This is a genomic window from Butyrivibrio sp. LB2008 (genome assembly GCF_000621565.1).
Classification (GTDB): Bacteria; Bacillota; Clostridia; order Lachnospirales; family Lachnospiraceae; genus Butyrivibrio.
This window is the reverse complement of record NZ_JHXZ01000016.1, coordinates 1-17,625: the sequence shown is the minus strand read 5'-3', so window position 1 is coordinate 17,625 and position 17,625 is coordinate 1. Positions and strand designations below refer to the sequence as shown.

14 protein-coding genes and 1 pseudogene are annotated in these 17,625 nt (G+C 39.5%); 14 read left to right on the top strand and 1 reads right to left on the bottom strand.

All coding sequences use genetic code 11. The features are described from left to right. Positions 1-61 precede the first annotated feature (61 nt). From T356_RS0105740 to T356_RS0105695, 10 genes are all read left to right on the top strand, one after another. On the top strand, positions 62-1,801 hold the full coding sequence (locus T356_RS0105740) for a phospho-sugar mutase (RefSeq protein WP_026513663.1): 1,740 nt from the start codon (positions 62-64) through the stop codon (positions 1,799-1,801). Between the two features lie 21 nt (positions 1,802-1,822). Next, positions 1,823-3,226 carry a glycosyltransferase family 2 protein gene (locus T356_RS18535; protein WP_051563190.1) on the top strand — a complete coding sequence of 468 codons (1,404 nt, stop codon included), beginning with the start codon at positions 1,823-1,825 and terminating at the stop codon, positions 3,224-3,226. A 5-nt stretch (positions 3,227-3,231) separates the two neighbouring features. Continuing rightward, a complete protein-coding gene (locus T356_RS0105730) occupies positions 3,232-4,203 on the top strand; it encodes a glycosyltransferase family 2 protein (RefSeq protein WP_026513662.1) in 972 nt (323 codons plus the stop codon). Continuing rightward, positions 4,200-5,600, top strand: a complete 1,401-nt coding sequence (locus T356_RS0105725) for an undecaprenyl-phosphate glucose phosphotransferase (protein WP_026513661.1) — start codon at positions 4,200-4,202, stop codon at positions 5,598-5,600. Before T356_RS0105730 ends, T356_RS0105725 begins: the two co-directional genes overlap by 4 nt. A 146-nt stretch (positions 5,601-5,746) precedes the next feature. After that, positions 5,747-7,036 carry an LCP family protein gene (locus T356_RS18530; RefSeq protein WP_035780539.1) on the top strand — a complete coding sequence of 430 codons (1,290 nt, stop codon included), beginning with the start codon at positions 5,747-5,749 and terminating at the stop codon, positions 7,034-7,036. Between the two features lie 99 nt (positions 7,037-7,135). Then, positions 7,136-8,065: a glycosyltransferase family 2 protein gene (locus tag T356_RS0105715; protein ID WP_026513660.1), complete on the top strand. Its 930-nt coding sequence runs from the start codon at positions 7,136-7,138 to the stop codon at positions 8,063-8,065. A 48-nt stretch (positions 8,066-8,113) separates the two neighbouring features. Next, positions 8,114-8,728 carry a GTP pyrophosphokinase gene (locus tag T356_RS18525; protein WP_442856032.1) on the top strand — a complete coding sequence of 205 codons (615 nt, stop codon included), beginning with the start codon at positions 8,114-8,116 and terminating at the stop codon, positions 8,726-8,728. Positions 8,729-9,055: 327 nt separating this feature from the next. After that, positions 9,056-9,541 carry a hypothetical protein gene (locus T356_RS0105705; protein WP_026513659.1) on the top strand — a complete coding sequence of 162 codons (486 nt, stop codon included), beginning with the start codon at positions 9,056-9,058 and terminating at the stop codon, positions 9,539-9,541. Positions 9,542-9,659: 118 nt separating this feature from the next. Then, positions 9,660-11,210: a peptidoglycan DD-metalloendopeptidase family protein gene (locus tag T356_RS0105700; RefSeq protein WP_242846566.1), complete on the top strand. Its 1,551-nt coding sequence runs from the start codon at positions 9,660-9,662 to the stop codon at positions 11,208-11,210. A gap of 201 nt (positions 11,211-11,411) precedes the next feature. Further along, entirely contained in the window at positions 11,412-12,704 is a 1,293-nt protein-coding gene (locus tag T356_RS0105695) for a UDP-N-acetylglucosamine 1-carboxyvinyltransferase (RefSeq protein ID WP_026513657.1), read from the top strand. Between the two features lie 81 nt (positions 12,705-12,785). Here T356_RS0105695 and T356_RS0105690 read toward each other — a convergent pair whose 3' ends face one another. Then, positions 12,786-13,877 (bottom strand): HD-GYP domain-containing protein, encoded by a 1,092-nt coding sequence (locus T356_RS0105690; RefSeq protein WP_026513656.1) that lies wholly within the window; start codon positions 13,875-13,877, stop codon positions 12,786-12,788. Between the two features lie 181 nt (positions 13,878-14,058). Here T356_RS0105690 and T356_RS0105685 point away from each other — a divergent pair, with 181 nt between their 5' ends. The 4 genes and pseudogenes from T356_RS0105685 to T356_RS21820 form a co-directional block, all read left to right on the top strand. Then, on the top strand, positions 14,059-14,808 hold the full coding sequence (locus tag T356_RS0105685) for an ECF transporter S component (protein ID WP_051563185.1): 750 nt from the start codon (positions 14,059-14,061) through the stop codon (positions 14,806-14,808). 141 nt (positions 14,809-14,949) lie between these two features. Beyond that, positions 14,950-15,666 (top strand): LytR/AlgR family response regulator transcription factor, encoded by a 717-nt coding sequence (locus tag T356_RS0105680; protein WP_026513654.1) that lies wholly within the window; start codon positions 14,950-14,952, stop codon positions 15,664-15,666. A 675-nt stretch (positions 15,667-16,341) separates the two neighbouring features. Then, complete coding sequence (locus T356_RS21260) at positions 16,342-16,992, top strand: GHKL domain-containing protein (RefSeq protein WP_197020884.1); 651 nt, start codon at positions 16,342-16,344, stop codon at positions 16,990-16,992. 368 nt (positions 16,993-17,360) lie between these two features. After that, positions 17,361-17,625, top strand: a pseudogene (locus T356_RS21820) (IS5/IS1182 family transposase); the annotation flags it as partial.

The window sequence follows — 17,625 nt, the reverse complement described above, 5'->3', positions numbered from 1 at the left end:
AGCATTAAAGATAATACATGCTATAATAAAACAGTAGTTTTATTTTAAGGAGGAAAGAAAAATGAGTGAAGCGTCAAAACAGCTTGAATATTGGCTTAACGATCCGTATTTTGATGACGAGACAAAGAATGAATTGATGGCTATCAGAAATGATGAGGCTGAAGTTGAGGATAGATTTTACAGAGAGCTTGAGTTTGGTACCGGCGGACTCAGAGGAGTTATCGGCGCCGGAACAAACAGAATGAACAAGTACGTTGTAAGAAAAGCTACACAGGGACTTGCAAATTATATCAAAAAGAACGGCGGCCCCGATGCAGCTAAAAAAGGTGTTGCAATTTCTTTTGACTGCAGAAGATTCTCACCCGAGTTTGCGGATGAGACGGCTCTTTGCCTTGCAGCAAACGGTATCAAGGCTTATGTGAGCGACATCTTACGTCCCACACCCGAGCTTTCTTTTGCACTCAGAGAGTTTGGATGTATCGCAGGCGTAATGGTAACAGCTTCTCACAATCCTCCGGAATATAACGGATACAAGGTATACTGGGAGGACGGCGCACAGGTAACACCTCCTCACGACAACGGAATAATTGCCGAAGTTATGGCTATCACGGATTATCATGAAGTTAAGACAATGTCCAAAGAAGATGCCATTGCTCAGGGACTTTATGTTTCATTCGGAACAGAGATAGATGACAAGTACATGGTAGAACTTAAGAAGCAGATCATTCATCAGGATGTTATCGATGAGATGGCTGATAAGTTCAGCATTGTATATACACCTTTCCACGGAACAGGTAACCTTCCTGTAAGAAGAGTTTTGAAAGAGCTTGGATTTAAGAATGTGTATGTTGTTCCCGAACAGGAAGCTCCGGATCCGGAGTTCACAACACTTGAGTATCCCAATCCCGAGGATCCCAAGGCATTTAAGCTTGCGCTTGAGCTTGCAAAAGAGAAGGATGCGGACATCGTTCTTGCAACCGATCCCGATGCAGACCGTCTCGGAATCTACGCAAAGGATCTTAAGACGGGCGAATATGTTGGATTTACAGGTAATATGTCAGGTATGCTTATCGGTGAGTATATCTTGAGAGAGCGCACAAATACAAAGACAATGCCGGCAAACCCTGCTTTTGTAACTACTATCGTTACTACCAACATGGCAAAACATGTTGCTGAAAAGTACGGACTTTATTATACTGAGGTTCTTACAGGATTTAAGTACATCGGTGAGCAGATCAAGATCTATGAAGAGAATAATCAGTCTCACAACTATGTATTTGGTCTTGAGGAGTCATACGGATGTCTTGCAGGAACTCATGCAAGAGATAAGGACGCTATCGTTGCCGTTATGTGCCTCTGCGAACTTGCTGCATTCTATAAGAAACAGGGCAAGAGCGTATGGGATGCAATGATCGATATGTATGAAGAGTATGGCTATTACAAAGAAGGTCAGTATTCTATCACAATGAAGGGCAAGGAAGGCGCTGAGCAGATCGCAGCTATTATGGATAAGCTCAGAAACAATCCTCCCAAGACATTCGGCAACTGGAAGGTTGAAGAATTTAGAGATTACAAGACCGGCAAGGTTATTGATATGGAGAGCGGAAAAGAGTCTGAGACTGGACTTCCGGCTTCTAACGTTTTGTATTTTGCACTTAATGACGATTCATGGTGCTGTGCAAGACCTTCAGGAACAGAGCCCAAGATCAAGTTCTATATGGGCGTAAAAGGAAAGAACTTGGAAGATGCCGCTAAGCTCCAGGATGAGCTTACTGAGGCGGTAAAGAATGCAATACAATAATTAAGTAAGGTAATAAGAATTATGGGAATCAAAAATGCGGTCATAAAAACAATAACGTATGCTAAGCGCAATGGTGTTGGGGCCGCATTTTTTGCTGCCCTTGAAAGAGTATCTCTTGATGCAAATGAGAATTATGAATTCCATCATCTCTCCGAGGATGTACTGAAGGAGCAGAATCTTGAGTACAGACGTTTTGCGGAGGAAGGGGAGACCGTGAACTTCAGCATTGTGGTTCCGATGTACAATACCCCGGAAGAATATCTCAGGGAGATGATAGAGTCTGTAATAGCACAGAGCTATGCAAATTGGGAACTTGTTCTTGCGGATGCTTCGCAGGAAGAGTCTAAGATTGCGAAAGAATATGCGGGTAACGATCCCAGGATCAAGTATTATCACTTGGAAAAAAATGCCGGTATATCCGAGAATACAAACAGAGCTATCGAGTTCGCAAAGGGAGATTATATAGGTCTTTTGGATCATGATGATCTTATTACTCCCGATGCTTTGTATGAGGCTTTTCGTGTTATCAAAAAGAGCATGAAGCAAAATCACCTGTCGGGATACAGGAATTGTCCTATTAGGCTTATATACTCGGATGAGGATAAGTTTGAAGATAACAACGGTGAAAAGAGATATTACGAGCATCACGCCAAGCCATCCTTTAACATGGATTATCTTTTTTCAAATAATTATATCTGTCACTTTACGATCATAAGAAGCGACATAATTAAGAGATTAAAGCTTCGTGCAAAGTATGACGGTGCGCAGGATTTCGATCTGTTTCTCAGAACATGCTGTGAGGCTGCATTATCAATGGATATGGCTTCCTGGCAGATCGCGCATATAAGTAAAGTCTTGTATCACTGGAGATGTCACAGCGGATCTACCGCGGCAAATCCCGCAAGCAAGACATACGCTTACGAGGCAGGACAACATGCTATAGAGGCTGCACTTTCGGATGCAAGGATTGATGCAGATGTAACGCCGCTTCCGCATCTTGGCTTTTACAGAGTTAATTACAAGCCGGATATTCTGTCATGCAGGAAAGATATCGGATGCGTCGGCGGAAAGCTTGTAGATGAGAAAAAGAAGATCGTGGGCGGAATATATCTAGAAGATAAGACCACTCTTTATAAGGGGATACCGCTTGGATACAGCGGCGGACTGCAGCACAGGGCAGTGGTACAGCAGGACTGTTATGCCGTTGATATAAGATGTATGGCGATAAGACCTGAGTTTGTAGATGCATATGAAGAAGTCACAGGCATGAAATATACAGATACTTTCAATGAGAATGGCACGGAAGAAAGATTCGCGGGGCTCTCTGAGGAAAAAATCATAGAGCTCAGTTTTTTGGTATGCAAAGAAGTCAGGAAGCGTGGGCTTCGCATCATGTGGGATCCGCAAGTTGTTAAGAGGATATGATCGCAATGAAAACGGTAACTGTAGTAATACCTAATTATAATGGAAAAAAATATCTTGATGAATGTTTCAAAAGTCTGAAAAAGCAGACATACAGGGACTTTCATGTTATCATGGTTGACAACGGCTCTACTGACGGCAGTGCGGAGTATATCAGGGAAAAATATCCCGAAGTTGAAGTAATTACTCTTGATGAGAATACGGGATTTGCAAATGCTGTTAATGTTGGGATAAAGGCAGCAGATTCCGAGTATGTTTTTTTGCTTAACGATGACACTGTATGCGATGAGAAGGTGCTTGAGACTTTAGTAAAAACAATGAGCAGAGGAAAGAAGCTTTTCAGTGTTCAGGCAAAGCTTCTTCAACTTAAAAATCCCGAGCTTATAGATGATGCAGGGGATTACTATTGCGCTCTCGGATGGGCTTTTTCACCCGGAAGAGATAAGAAGAGCAGTTTATTTACAGGGCTTAAGCCTGTAACGAGTGCATGTGCGGGAGCCGCAATGTACAGGACTAAACTGTTCGAAGAAGTCGGATACTTTGACGAGAAACATTTTTGCTATCTTGAGGATGTTGATATAGGATACAGGGCGAGGATAAAGGGGTATATAAACGCCTGTGATCCGGATGCTCTGGTTTATCATGCGGGAAGTGGTACTTCGGGTTCGAGGTACAATTCTTTTAAGGTTGAATTAACAGCGGGTAATAACTTATACTTTATTTATAAAAATATGCCGGTTTTGCAGATAATTATTAATTTACCTTTTATTCTGGCCGGGATTATTATTAAGCATGTCTTTTATGTGCGTAAAGGGCTTGGAATGAGTCATGTTAGGGGAATCATGGCAGGGGTTTCCAAGATCGTAAAGAATGCGGACAGAAGACAGAAGTTTGGGAAGAAGGAGCTTCTTGCGTGTGCTGGACTGCAGCTTGAACTGTGGATCAATATAGCAAGAAGATTTGGGGCAACAAGAGTATGATCAAGGACAATCAGGTACATTTAAATAGGGCACATGTAATAGTGGACGGGCTTATAATAGCCGGTTCATATATTGCGTCATATCCTATTCTGATGTATTTAAAAGCAGATGCTAATGTAGGATACATAAAGTTTCATACATATCTTATGGCACTTTATTATGTACTTCCCGCATATCTATTTCTTTATTACATGATGCAGTTGTATACATCGAGACGTGCATTAAAGCTTTGGGATGAGTTTGTTGATATTTTTGAGGCTAATGTTTTTGGTGCGCTCGGACTTTCGGTTGTATTGTTTGTTTTTAAGCAGTACGATTTCCCGAGATGGACTGTATTCATATTTTTTATTCTGAATACATTTATTACAACATTTGCACATGGACTTTTAAGAAAGTTTTTACAATTTATTAGAAAAAAAGGATACAATATTAAGCATATTTTGCTGGTCGGATATTCAAGGGCTGCTGAAGGATATATCAGCAGAATTCTGGATAATCCTCAGTGGGGATATGTCATTGCGGGTGTCTTGGATGATTTTGTTCCTATAGGAACAAGTTATCATGGAATTGAAGTCATTGGAAACATTGATTCACTTTCAAATTATCTGGAAGACAGTAAATTTGATGAGATTACTATCACACTTCCTCTTAATGATTATGACAGATTGGAGGAACTTGTGGCTCAGTGCGAGAAATCCGGTATTCATACCAAGTTCATTCCGGATTATTCTTCTCTTTTCCCAAGTAATCCGTTTACGGAAGATGTGCAGGGAATACCTGTTATCAATATCAGATATGTTCCCCTTTCAAACTCGATGAACAGGCTTGCAAAGAGGTGCGTTGATATTTTTGGCTCACTTATGGGAATAATCCTGTTATCTCCCTTAATGTTTATCATTGCTTTTCTTATAAAAGTTACGGACAACGGACCTATACTTTATAAGCAGGAGAGAGTGGGACTTAACGGCAAGACGTTTAATATGTACAAGTTCAGAAGTATGAGAGTGCAGACCGAATCTGAAGAGAAAAAGGGCTGGACTACAAAGGACGATCCGAGAGTTACAAGTATAGGAAAAATAATCCGAAAAACCAGTATTGATGAACTTCCGCAGCTCTTTAACATATTGATCGGACAGATGAGTATTGTCGGTCCGAGACCTGAGAGACCGCAGTTTGTCGAGAAATTCAAGGAACAGATTCCAAGATATATGGTTAAACATCAGGTTCGCCCCGGTCTTACGGGCTGGGCCCAGATAAATGGTTATAGAGGAGATACTTCTATACGAAAAAGAATAGATTATGACCTTTATTACATCGAAAATTGGTCCATGATGTTTGATATTAAGATAATAATCGGTACGATAAGGTACGGAATTGTCAATAAAAATGCATATTGAACGGTTAGACTTGTATATTTTTTACTTTTGTGGCAAAATGTATTGGGTAAACGCTAACTTTTTTACGTAAATGTTACAAAAGGTTACAAAGAAGTATTAAGAATGACCAATTCGTTGGGACAACAAGGAGAAAGTGGAGAGGTATTATGTCTAATCGTGATGATGAATATTATGACAGAGGTGGTCGCAGACCTTCTCAGAGAGACGATAGATACAGAGATGATGTGAGATCTTCAGGAAGAAGTAGAGACTCTAGATCTAGACGTGACTATGATGATTATGATGAAAGACCCAGAAGAAGAGAACCCGAAGGTTCTGCCGGAAGAGGCGCAAGATCTTCAAGGGACTATGATGCCCCTAGAAGAGGTCAGTCATCAAGACCCGGTTCAGCCGGAAAAAATGGCAAGAAGAAAAATAAAGCAATGATTCTTCTTATAAGTGAGATAGCTGTTGCATTGTTACTTATTTTTGCAGCTTGGCATATATTCTATAAGATTGATGTCGGTAAAGTCGGGAAGGTAAAACTTGACGAGGAAGCAATCAATGAGAGTATCAGTGATGAAGCTGCAGAAAACGAGCACATGAAGGGATATACCAATATTGTTCTCTTTGGTGTAGATGCCCGTGATGAACAGCTCAAGAAGAAAACAAGAACTGACTCTATCATTATCTGTTCAATCAATAATGATAACGGAGAGATTAAGCTTTGCTCAGTATATCGTGATACATATCTTAATCTTAGCAATGATCAGTATAACAAGTGTAATGCCGCATATGTTTACGGTGGTCCCGATCAGGCTATCGCAATGCTCAATATGAACCTTGATATGGATATTAATGACTTTATTACTATCGGTTTCAGAGGACTTACTGATGTCGTTGATGCATTGGGCGGTGTAGAGATCAATGTTCCCGATGACGTAGTTGAGCACCTTAATAACTACGGACGTATGATGGCTAAAGAGCTCAAACTTGATTTCAAAGACGTTAAGAGCTCAGGAATGCAGAGACTTAACGGACTTCAGGCAACAGCTTATTGTCGTGTAAGATATACAGCAGGTGGTGACTTTGATCGTGCGGCAAGACAGAGAGAAGTAATTCAGGCATGTCTTGTGGAAGCAAAGAAGAAGAGCCCTTCAGAACTTGAAAAAGTTGCTAACAGTATGATGGGTGAAATATATACATCATTTGATATATCGGATATTGTAAAGCTTCTTAAAGATGTTCCTAAGTACGAGATAGTTGAGCAGAACGGTTTTCCTGAAGAGAGCATGAGAGCTACAGGTAAGATCGGTAAGGGAAGTATGGTAATTCCTGTAAATCTTGAGAGCAATGTAAAGTGGCTTCACGGATTCCTCTTTAATGATACTGAGTATGCTGTATCTGAAGACGTTAAGAAGTATAGTGAAAAAATTAGTGCAGATTCAGGAAAGTAAGGCGAATTTTTTTAACTAGAATATGACATGGAAGGGCCGGGTTCTGTATGAGCTCTGCCCTTTTGTATTCGCATAATTTTTATTATAATTGAGGTAGAGATGTATAAAATTGATGTGATAATACCTACGTATAAGCCGGACAAGTCTCTTGTCGAATTGATCGACAATCTCGAGAAGCAGTCCGTAAGACCTGAACATATTATCATCATGAATACGGAGAAGAAGTACTGGGATGATTTCGTTGCCGGTGCGGGTGTTGCTCCGGAAGAAAAATACGAAAATATTATTATCGAACATGTCAGCAAAAAAGAATTTGATCACGGTGAGACCAGAAATCGCGGTGTCAGCCTTTCTTCGGCGGATTATTTCCTTATGATGACGCAGGATGCGTTCCCGAGGGATAAAGCACTTATAGCATCTCTTGCAAAGGCGCTTGATGAGGATGTTGCGGCAGCATATGCAAGACAGTATCCGAAAGCTGATTGTAATCTTGCAGAGAGATATTCAAGGAAATTTAATTATCCGAATGAGTTTATAAGAAAGACTCAGGCGGATGTAAGCAGATTGGGAATAAAGACTTATTTTTGTTCAAATGTCTGTGCCATGTACAGGCGTGATATATATGATAAAATAGGCGGATTTACGCATAAGACCATATTTAATGAGGATATGGTATACGCAGGAAATGCATGCCAGAAGGGATATGCTATATGTTATGTTCCTGAGGCCGGGGTGGTTCATTCACATAACTACACCTGCATGCAGCAGTTCCACAGAAATTTTGACCTCGGTGTATCACAGACGGATCATCCGGAGATATTCGGAAGTATCAGCTCTGAGACAGAGGGAAAGAAGATGGTCGGTCAGACCGTCAAGCATTTTCAACATATTGGAAAGGGCTATCTTATTCCACATTACATTACTATGTGCGGCTTTAGATGGCTTGGCTACAAATTAGGTAGAAATTATAAGAAATTGCCGAGGACATTGGTTAAGGCATTTTCTATGAACAAGGAATACTGGGAGTAAATAATGGAATTAGATCTTTCCGGAAGCAATATAAAAATATCTGATGACATGCATACATGGGAGGAAGTAAACCTCCTTTATAACGCAGCTCTGAAGCAGATTCAGACCAAGATTGAAATCCTTAATGAGGAGTTTCAGGAAGTTCACAGATACAATCCGATTGAACATGTAAAGGCCAGAGTAAAAGGACCTGAGAGCATTGTAAAGAAGCTCAAGAGAAATGGATATGAGTCCACCATTGAGAATATGGTGCGCTACGTAAATGATATTGCCGGAATCCGTATAATATGCTCTTTTACATCAGATATATATAGAATAGCAGAGATGATCAGCAGCCAAAAAGATATACAGGTACTGACCATCAAAGATTACATCATGAATCCCAAGGACAGCGGATACAGAAGCTATCATATGATAGTTTCGCTTCCGGTTTATCTTTCCGACAGGATCGTGAATGTAAAAGTTGAGATACAGATAAGAACAGTCGCGATGGATTTTTGGGCTTCGCTTGAGCACAAGATTCAATATAAATTCGAAGGGAAGGCACCGGTACATATCAATACCGAGCTCTATGAGTGCGCCAAGATGGTGGCCGATCTTGATGCGAGAATGTTATCCCTTAATGATGAGATTCAGGCGATTGAAAATACAGATGCAAAATAATTGAGGATATGAATATAGAAGGCATTGGGGGAAATGAGCTTTTGATCTTTTGAAAAAGCCCATTAATGAGGAGTGGCCAGACACATCGCTGCGCCCGGCCTATTATGAAAAAATCTATCTTCTTTTTATTAAAAATCGTTTGTGCTCGTTGCTATGAAAATACTATACAAGCTAAATATGAATAGAATATGAACGTCGAATGAACAAATAGTAAAAGTACACAATAAATAGTTTTTTGGTAATACAATCTTGTCTAATTTGCATAATGGATGATAAGCTATATTGTATGCAGATAAGGGGAGGTTTTGCATATGAGGAGGGAAGATTATGGAGAACTTTATGGACAAACTTGAAAAAAAGTTTAGTGCCCAGGACATAATAAAAGCCAATTCTCAGGCAGAGATGGCTGAAGCCCAGAGAATCAAAAAAGAAGCTGAACACTACAGGAAAGAGATCGTAGAATTACGCAAACATGCTGAAGATTATAGTCAGCAACTTGAACAACTAGAGGAATTGATGGAAGCTTCAAGGGACTATTCGGAAGAGTTTGACAGAGTACTTTCAAAAATCGATGAGAGTGATTCCAAGACCCATGACGTTGGGGTTCAGATATATAGGAATGTACAGGCTATTGTTGATAAGAACCGCGAAAAGATCGAAGAAGAAATTGCTGAGATCAATAAGAAGATGGAAACAGTGCTTGATATTGTTGAATACAAGAATAACGCAGTCGGACCGCTTCTCATTATTATCGGATTGATCGCTTTGGCGGATCTGACATTTAATGTTCTGACAATATTCGGTATTATTTAATTAGCTTATATAGAAAGACTTTTACGCGATGAATTTAAAAGATACGGTTTTTAAAAAGAAGATTAAAATATGGTTCTTGCAATCGGCATTGATCGTCATTTTTTTATGGATTATGTTTATGCCAAACATGATAAACTATGAGAAAAATGCTGACAACTATTTTACGGTAAAGCTTAATGACAAGGAAGTCGGTCATGTCGGCTCTCGTGAGGATGCATATAAAGCATACAGAGATGCACGAAGGGCAATAGCAAAGGGAAAGAGTGCGGATGAACTGACTCTTGCCAAGACTAACCTTTCTATTGAGGGACAGAATATCATGTGGGGAGTTGTTGACTCTCCCGACAGACTATCCGGCAAGATGGTTAGTATACTTAAGCAGAACATGCAGGAAACTACGTTTAACAGAGCGTATACGATAAAAATAAACGATTATTCAATCAGTCTTAAAAATATAGATCAGGTTAATGAACTTTTGGAGACAGCTGTTTCAAAGCGTGATGCCAGAGATGAATTTGCGGTTGAGCTTACTGTGGATCCGTCCAGAGAAGTTAACGTATTGACTGCACAGATACGCAGTAAGGAAGAGGTTAAAAAGAAAGACGAAGAGCTGGATCTGGCTTTTCCGGAACTTGGTCTGAATGAGCTGATCACCGATTCGGTCAGTAAGGCAGCTCCCGATTCCAAATATATGAAATTTGACGACTATCTTGAACAGGTAGGAATTGTTAAAGACGACGCGGCAAATCAAGAGAAACTTATAGAAATGAAGTTCAATGATAAGGTTGAGATCGTAGAAAGTTATCTTCCCGAAAACCAGCTCGTAAGTTTGGCGACAGCTATTGAAGAGGTTACCAAAGATAAGGAAAACAAGGAAATTTACGAAGTACAGACCGGAGATACTCTTGGAAGTATAGCGACTTATCATAATCTTTCTATTGATGAGCTTATTGCAATGAATCCCGGTAAACTTGAAGATGAGTTCTCGGTTATAAGACCTCAGGACGAAATAACGGTTAATGTTCCGAAGCCTGAGCTTTCAATACAATATACGACACGAAAGTATATTAAAGAAAGTTATGAGGCGAAAGTACAGGAAGTTCAAAATAACTCATGGTTTAAGAACCAGACAAAGGTATTGCAGGAACCTTCGGCCGGTGAACATGAGGTAGTTGACAGAGTTACTTATGTCAATGACAGTGTTGTTTCGCGTGAAAATGAAAATGAACTTATCAATACGCTTGCAGTTCCTAAAGTTATTATGAGAGGAAAACTGGATCCTCCGACATATATCAAACCTATATCAGGAGGAAGATTCTCTTCCGGATTCGGAAGAAGAAACAGACCTACAAAGGGAGCAAGTTCATACCACAAAGGTGTTGACTGGGCAACTCCTGTAGGAACAGCCGTTTCGGCATCGGCAGCGGGAACCGTTACCAGAGCCGGATGGGGAAGCGGATACGGATATTGTGTATATATCAAGCACAATGACGGAAGGGAGACGAGATACGGACATCTCTCCAAGATCCTGGTTAAAGTAGGACAGACTGTAGAACAGGGAGAGAAGATCGCACTTTCCGGTAATACCGGTGTATCAACGGGACCTCACTTACATTTCGAGATCCTGGTTGGCGGATCGCAGGTAAATCCGTTAGATTATCTGAATTAACAGATATAAAGAGATATTATATTCAGTAAGTTACGATATACGCGCCGTAAGCCGCGTATATCGTGCAAAGCACCGATACCATGGGGGCTCTGCTTGTTTTGACACAGTGTTGGTATTGTGCTATTAATATAAAATGGTCGTGAGTAATTTAGGTGGTTACTGCATTTGCGGTAAAATTACCCGACAGGGAAAGGCTTGTATATGGAGAAGTATATTATTAAAGGCGGTAATCCGCTTGTAGGTGAGGTGGAGATAGGAGGCGCTAAAAACGCTGCACTGGCGATTTTGGCAGCTTCGACTATGACGGACGAAGTTGTTCATATAGAGAACATGCCTGATGAATCAGACACAAATGTAATGTTGCAGGCTATCGAGAGTATAGGTGCAATTGTCAAGAGAACAGGCAGACATTCTGTAAAGATTTGTGCTTCGCAGATCAGAGACTATGTAATTGAGAATGATTACATCAAAAAAATAAGAGCATCATATTATCTTTTGGGAGCTCTTCTTGGTAAATACAAGAAGGCAGGCGTAGCGCTTCCCGGAGGTTGTAATATCGGTCTTCGTCCTATAGATCAGCATATAAAAGGGTTTAACGCTCTTGGTGCATCGGTTAATATCGAACATGGTATAATTGCAGCTCGTGCAGACGCACTTGTTGGTAATCATATCTATCTGGATGTTGTAAGTGTAGGCGCTACAATCAATATTATGATGGCAGCTGTCATGGCAGAGGGACAGACTATCATTGAAAATGCGGCTAAAGAGCCTCATGTAGTTGATTTTGCCAACTTCCTTAACAGTATGGGGGCCAATATAAAAGGCGCAGGTACTGATGTTATCAGGATTAAGGGCGTAGAGAAACTTCATGGTACAGAATATGCCATTATACCGGATCAGATCGAAGCGGGAACATTTATGCTTGCTGCAGCAGCAACAAGAGGTGATATAACAGTCAAAAATGTTATTCCCAAACATCTTGAATCAATAAGTGCCAAGCTTATCGAGATGGGATGTCAGATTCATGAGTCTGACGACGCAGTTCGTGTTGTCACAACAAAGAGACTTCAGAATACACATGTTAAAACACTTCCTTATCCGGGATTTCCTACGGATATGCAGCCGCAGATGACGGTTGCGCTTGGACTTGCAAGTGGGATAAGTGTTGTTACAGAGAGTATTTTCGAAAACAGATTTAAGTATGTAGATGAACTTACAAGAATGGGCGCAAGTATTAAAGTTGAAGGAAGCTCAGCTATAGTTGAGGGCGTCAACAAGTATACGGGAGCAACAGTTTCGGCTCCTGATTTAAGAGCAGGCGCAGCGCTCGTTATTGCAGCACTTACTGCAGACGGTATCTCCACAATAGAAGATATCAAGTATATTGAACGTGGATACGAAGATTTTGATAAGAAACTTCGTGAACTTGGAGCTCACATCGAGAAAGTCGAGAGCGAGAGAGAAATGCAGAAATTCAGACTTAGAAATGCATAAAGGATATAATCTTTTTTGATAATAAATAAGGCGGTCAATCAGATGATTGATCGCCTTCTATATTTTCTTTTATAAATAATCTTAAATGATCTCTTTGATGTAAACATCAGGACACTTGGTCAGATCGATATAGTCATTGCCAACTTTGACAGTCGGGCGGGAAAGGTGCATCTTGTTGATGAAAATAATCTCGCCTACTTCGCCTGTACTGAGACGAACTGTATTGAGAAGGTAAGTGTTAACTATGTTCTGCAAAAATGCGATTATCATCTCGGGATCGTATTTTTGGTAACCTTCTTCCTCGAACATTGATATCGCAATAAACGGACAAAGAGGACCGCGATAGTAGCGGGCACTTGTCATTGCGTCATAGACGTCTGCAATGGCAACAAGTTTACCGAATTTATCAATCTGAGGACCGCGAATCTTAAGAGGATATCCCGATCCGTCGCATCTCTCGTGATGCATAAGCGTTGCATTCTTGATATGCTGACTGATGTTAAGATTCTTTATTATCTCATATCCGCGCTGCGGATGAGTCTGCATAAGTGTGTATTCATCCTCTGTGAGCTTGTCGGGCTTTCTGATAATCTCATCCGGAATCAGGAGTTTGCCGATGTCATGGAAAAGACCTGACTGAGTAGCAATCTCAACTTCCGATTCATCCCATTTAAGCCACTGGGCAAGGATGTTTGAAATCAGGGCAACATTGATGCTGTGTGTAAATGTTGCATCATCATAGGATCTAAGATTGTGAAGCATATCGAAGATATTGGTCGAAGATCTTCCCTTTTCAAGAAGACCATAGATGGGAGCCATCATATCATCAAATACAAGATCTCTGTTGTTCTCGATAATATCCTTAATGGTATGCTCAAATTTCTCGGCGCATTCCTCGAAACTGTGCTTAAATTCTTTAAACTCAGGTGATTGTTTGATACGCTCAGAATAAGTGAGTCCTTCATCGTTGGTTATGTCGACGAACTCATTCTCAAGTTCGACGAGGTCATCCTCGATAAGAACATCGATAATTGAATAGAAAGCCAACCTGGCAATGTCTTTGTCCTCAAGGACGGTTCCTTTGTCAAGAAGCTTCAAACTGGAATTATAAGTGTGTACATCATTTGCAAGCACCATACCGGGTACGAGCTTGCGTGTAAGAATTCTTTTCATTATCCCCTCATTAAAAACAAAAAATCTAAATAATGATAATTTATTATAGTTACGCATAGGTTTTTTTGTCAAACATTCTTGACAAGAAAGAGCATTGAGAATACCATAATTTTGAATTTTTTACAATTTTTTTATACAAAATACGTTATTTTATCGGATTTGTTGGGAAGGATAGGGACGAATGAACGAAAAACAGAGTATTTTTGAGACCATCGCACAGAGCTGGCAGTATTTTGCTGCGCTGATAATCCTGGTAGCAATTGCATTTGTTATCACGATAGCTGTAGAAAAGGTTGCGGTAAAGAAGGAAGGAAAGCAGGACGAGAGACTGTTAAGCGTAAGAAAGATGGCCATTATAGGTGTTTTTTCAGCTGTTTCTTTTGTTCTTATGCTATTGGAATTTCCACTTCCGTTTGCACCTTCTTTTTATAAGTTTGACTTTAGTGATATGCCGGCACTTGTTGGCGGCTTTGCGGCAGGACCTTTTGCCGGCGTTATGATCGAGTTTATCAAGATCCTCTTAAAGATTGTGATCAAGGGAACAAGCTCAGGATTTGTCGGAGAGATAGCGAACTTCGTTGTCGGAGCGGCTTTTGTCGTACCTGCCACTATCATCTACAGACTTCGCAAGACGAGAAAGACTGCACTTATAAGCTGTATTGTCGGAACATTATGTATTACGCTTGCGGGATCGTTCCTCAATGCATTCTTCCTTCTCCCTGCATACGCGATCATTTACGGATGTGACATCAATGCATTTGTGGAGATGGGAACAAGCATAAATCCCGCTATCACAAACATAACTACATTCTGCCTGCTTGCTGTTGCACCTTTCAATCTTGTAAAGGGCATTGTGGACAGCGTTATAACATTTGTGCTTTATAAGCATATAAGCCCGATATTAAAGGGGAACAGTCATAGGACAAAATAAAACATCAGATTTTAAGGAGCATTCTTAAATGGGATGCTCTTTTTTTGTTGATAGCAAGAGGGGATTTTGGCATAATAAAAAGAGGTGGTTGGGGACGCTGATTTTATATGAGTTACAAACTATAAGGCGAGGAGATTAGGCATGGTTAGGATAGCAGTTTGTGATGATTCGAAAGTTATGCGTAGTGATATTGGTAATAAGGTACTTGATTATTCTGTGAAAAAAGATTTTGAGTATTCTTTGGATACTTTTGATGCAGGGGAGAAGCTTGTAGAGTCAGGTAAGAAGTATGACTTGATCTTTATGGACTATGAATTTGAAGATAACGGAGCGAACGGACTTGATATTGCAAGGAAGATTCGCAAACACGATAAGAATTCTACCATTGTGTTTGTAAGCAGTTATCCGTCTATTGTTTTTGATACCTTTGAAGTGGGCACATTTAGGTTTTTAACAAAGCCTGTCGATGATAAAAAATTCTGTGAAGTTCTTGATGCTTTTATGCAGACGATGAAAGAAGACGGTGTTCTTAAGATACGTCTTGACGGTGAAAATCATTTCTTTAAAGAAAGCACAATCTCATATGTTGAAGGTATGGGGAAAAACTGTATCTTACATTTCTGCGACGGTCGGGAAGATATGGAGTGTCATGAGACTCTCGGCGCAATAGAGGGACGTCTTTCGCAAAAAAAATTCTATAGGTGTTATAAATCATTTCTCATCAATCTTGCGCAGATTGATTCCTATAATCACAGCGAAGTTACCATGAGTACAGGGGATAAATTGCTTATCAGCAGGCGTAAGTATAAGGAATTTAATGGCTTCTACGCAGATTACCTTGTGAGAGTGGGGGGATGAGACAAAATGGAAGATATGAGTCAGTATTTATGGATTATCTTTGCAATATATACTGCGCGTGGATTGCTGGTGATTGTAAATTATTGGATTATTTTTGAGAAGTTTTTTATTTTCCCAAGTGAGAAGAAAAACAAAAAGATTTGGATTGTATTTTATTTTGTAGTCAATTATCTGTATAGACCAATAATAAATTATGGCCCCGGATGTCTATGCCTTATTATGCTCGTTATGTATCTTATACGTGTTGTACCATTTTTGTGGACAAAGTATGGACGTAAACCTATTTTTTTGGTAATTGCATTGTTTTATGGGAACATTATTGACTGTATTGCTAATAATATTAAGTATATATTTGGGGGCGGGCTCAGTAATGAGATATATAACAATTTTTATGCGGATTTTTTTACTCTGATAACAGAGTTATTGGTATTCTGCTTTCTTATAATTTTGGTTTTGCTTAAAAGGGCAACTTACATAAAAGTCTATTTCACAAAACTTACAGCAATGGAGTACATCATTCTTTTTTGTGTGGATATTTCATATGGTTTATTGGAAGCTGCAATTTATAAATCGGATACAGCCAATGTGACGATGAAGAATTTAAGTATTATAACATTTATATTACTTATGCTCTTGATTGTGCACGTTTTTATGGTTCGGGATCAGAATACATCCATGAATAATATGATAGGTAATCTTAAAGAACCTATGAAACAGATTACAGCTTCATACATTGAGATGAATGAGAAGAATGTTGAACTCAGGCGATTTAGACATGACATAAAAAATCTTCTTCTTGTATTAAAATCGCTGATTACAGATGATAAAATGGATCAGGCAGTAAGATATATTGATAAAATGTATAATGCAATTGAAATAAATAGAACAAAGATGTTTGATACCGGGAATTATATAGCAGATGCTTTGTTGGAATCTAAGGCAAAAATTGCAATACAAAATGATATTATAATGACTGTTGATGGGAATATACCGTCAAATAGGGTTGAAGATGTCAATATGGTTATTTTGATTTCAAATTTGCTTGATAATGCGATAGAAGCTGCTAAACAGGTAACAGGTGAAAGAAAAATTGAGGTACAGTCAATACTTAAGAAGAACTTATGGATTTTGTCAGTTAAGAATTCATGCGTTAAAGATATTGTGATTCGAGAGAACAGAATTGAGACTACAAAGGAGGAAAAAGAGGCGCATGGATTTGGAATATCCAATATTGAGAGGGTGGCAAAAAAATATGATGGAAATTTGAAACTTAGTTGTGAGAATAATATCTTTACAGCGAGAACGACCATAATGCTGACTGCATAAGAAAAGCCGTTCACTCCGTAAAATATACATTTGGTTCTCTTGTGACGATATTTAGTTTTGTTTTGTGTAATATATAATCATTGAATGAAAAAATTTTAAAACATAACTATATAATTACTCAGAAAAGGAGGGACCGATAATGTTAGATGATATTATAGTTTATATTGGAATTCATTGTATTTATTGATTTAACATAGTGGTAAACTAAGCAGGTTTTCAACAGCGAAAAGGGGCTGTTGAAAACCTGCTTTTTATTGTGTAGCATCTTTAATAAAAGGGGCTGTCGCACTAGTGCGCAGCTCCATTTTTATGCCGAAAAACACAAAGCCGAGCTTCGAAAAGCCCGGTTTTTGCGATAAAATATGTTTATGCGACTAAACAACATCTTACAAGGAGATTATACCGTTTCTTCCTTGTATCATCAAATCAAACTTCCGCTCGACATAGAAATTTCTATTCCATCAGACGATCCGGTGCGCCTTTTAAGTGCTTTTGTGGAGGAAATGGACCTTTCTGATCTGTATTCCACTTATGACAGAATCAGAAAAAATCAGGCTTCACCGCGTCAGATGCTCAAGATTGTGACCTATGCAGCAATGAACAGAATCTATTCCAGTCGTGACATTGAATCAT